The following is a 2,754-nucleotide window of genomic DNA, read 5'->3' as shown; positions in this document are numbered from 1 at the left end:
CGCCTCCCGGCGCTCCCGGGCGGCGGCGGCGGTCGCCTGCAGCCGGGCCCGCAACCGCCCGATCAGGTCCGTAGGCGGAGCGACGCGCTGGGCCTCCCGCCGGGCCCACTCCTCGGCCCTGACGGCCTGCTCGGCCCGGCGCCTGCGGTCGGCTCCGGCGATGACCTGGGAGGGCAGCGGCGAGAGGAGCTCGCCGGTCTCCTTGTCGAACCAGGTCGAGACCCGGTACCGGATCCAGCCGACGAGCTTGCGCGGCGGGTCGTTGTGGAACCGGGGCCGCCCGTCGGGCAGGTGGTTGATCACGTACTTGACGTCGGCGAGGGTCGCTCCGGCGGCGAAGAGGGGGCGCAGCAGCGACCGCAGGTACTTCGCCGACAGGCCTCGCAGCGTCTGGTCCTCGTAGCGCAGCCGTTCACAGGCCTCGAGCCGGTGGGATCTCCTCCCCGGCGTGACGGTGTTCGGCCAGAGCCGCTCGGGTTTCGTGGTCGAAAGGCTTGCGCTCGGCCGCTTCGGTGGTGTATTTCGCGACGCGCGCGTAAAGGGGTTCACATTCTCGCGGGTAAGAACCTGAACCCCTGGGGTGCAAGTTTTCCGCACAAGCTGCGTTTTCGCAGGTCGCGAGCGCAGCGTCACCACGGGCCAGGGGGCCTCCCGCCACTCGTCCTGGGACATGGCGGGGGCGGGCTCGTAGCGGACCAGGAGCTCCGGCTGGGGCTCGGGGTCGCGGAGCAGCTCCGCCAGCTCCTCGTCGTCGAGGTCGAGGGCCCGCAGCGCGCTGACCGGGATGGTGAGGGCGTACTCGGCGGCGAGGTTGCCGAGGCCGTCGTCCAGCAGGCCGCGGTAGGTGCCGGACCGGTAGCGCAGGATCGAGCCCTCGGTGATCTGCAGCAGGTAGCCGCGGTCCTGGGCCCAGCGCAGCCGGGAGGCGAAGGTGCGGCGGGAGACGCCGGCGGCGGCGGCCATGACGCTCCAGGTGCCGCCGCGCTTGGGCGAGGTGACCATGTCGGAGTCGATGCGGTCGGCGACGGCCCGCATCGAGGCGTCCGTGTTGCGCCACCAGTCCGCGCGATGCGAGGCCGCCTCGGGATCGGCCGCGACGGCGGCGAGCCAGAGCTCGACGGAGGGGGCGATGATCAGGTCGCCGCCGATGATGCGCAACGTCCGGAGGACACGCCGGGAGGTGTTTTTGCCAATGGGGGACATAGAAAAGCGAAACCGTATATTCTGGGGGACGGGTCGGGGGTGAGACACGCGGAGACGACGGTTTCCGGGCGTCACTGGCCGACCCGGGAGCTCATCGTCTATGGTGGTCTCCAGGTGTAAAGACCCAAACGGCATACAGAATCGAGCTCGGAACGCAGAGCGCGGTCTACGACCGGAGTGCTTCTGCGAAACGGCCTCGGCCTGTCCGTTGGGTGTCGTGTATGGGGGAAGTCCCTCGCGTAGGTTTCTGAGGCCTGGTAGCGCGGGGGCTTCCGCATTTATGGGCCGCTTTCGATCAGCGGTCGTAGATTAACCCCTCGGGGTCTCCCTCCGTATGAAAACGGTAAAGTTCACGCCGCTGCGTGCTGCCGTCCCTCGATGAGTGGGAGCGGCTCCTGAGCCACCGGCCGCGGCGGCGGCGCCAGAACGTAGTCATGCTCACGTGCGAGCACCGTGACGATGTACTCGTTCACAGAACATCCGCGCTGCTGGGCGGAGGCTTTGATGTCTCCGAGCAGGTCTACGGGCACCCGCAAGGGATGCTGCTTCACAGGTCCCCACTTCGGATCAGGTCCGCGTTTGCTTCCACTCATGACTGCAGTTATATCGAATTGGCGAATCTCCGATCGAGCAGTTCCCCCGGCGCGTCGCGAAAAAGATTCGACGTTCTCCGGTCGGAGCCCAGGTCGCTCGCATTCAATGTGAATTGCATACCTTTTTGCGGTTTTATCGATACGTCCGATTGTGTGCGTCCCGGGAGGACACGCTCTCCCGGTTCCGGAAGGGGCGGTCCGGCGCGGGGGACGTGCGCGGGCGAGCATCGGCCGGCGGCCTTTCCCGCCCGTCCCCGTCGCGTCCTTTCCCGTCCGCCGTGGACCCCCGCCGCGTCCACGAAAGGGCGCCCTTCTCCGCGGGTTCGGCGGAGAAGGGCCTCGGCGGCGGAGAAGCGCGGTCATCGGCCGTATCCGGGCAGATCTGAGGGCTTCTCGGGGGCGGCAACCGTTCTGCACCTTCAGTGCACTTTGTGTGCTACATCCGGACGGCTTACTGGAGGGAGTCGACCGGACGACGGTCGCAACGGCCTGAAAACCCGAGCACCGCCCTCCGGCCGAGGGATGACCTGCACCCTGACGAAGGATCTTCTCTTCCCATGACTGCCACCACCGCCCGCACCCGCACCCTGACCGCCGCCCTCAGCCTGGCCCTGGCCGCCGGGACCGCCCTGACCTCCGGCACGGCCCACGCCGACAGCGCGCCGCAGGCCCCGGCCCCCGCGCAGGCCCCCGTCAAGGCCGCCGTCCCGGCCCCGGCGCAGCCCCAGGCCGCGAAGCTGCCGCAGGTGACGGCGGACGACCTGCTGAAGGTCGCGCGGACGCAGGTCGGCGTGGAGGAGAACTCCGACGGCGGCGGCACCAAGTTCCACAAGTGGTACATGAAGTCCAAGCGCGCGCAGGAGACCGTCGAGCGCGACGGCGGCAGCGTCAAGACCTACGCCGACGCCCCCTGGTGCGCGATGTTCGTCTCCTGGGTCGGCGAGCAGGCCGGTCTGCG

Annotated in this window: 2 pseudogenes; one reads left to right on the top strand and one right to left on the bottom strand. The window is 69.1% G+C overall.

From position 1 onward, the window contains the following. Window positions 1–1,158: pseudogene (locus ACWJ6R_RS33980) on the bottom strand (hypothetical protein); the annotation flags it as partial. A 1,195-nt stretch (window positions 1,159–2,353) separates the two neighbouring features. Between ACWJ6R_RS33980 and ACWJ6R_RS33975 the strand changes: the two are divergent. Then, window positions 2,354–2,754 (top strand): annotated as a pseudogene (locus tag ACWJ6R_RS33975) (CHAP domain-containing protein); the annotation flags it as partial.

This window comes from Planomonospora algeriensis (assembly GCF_977012225.1).
The sequence above is the reverse complement of the archived record's forward strand: the minus strand, read 5'-3'. Positions and strand labels throughout refer to the sequence as shown.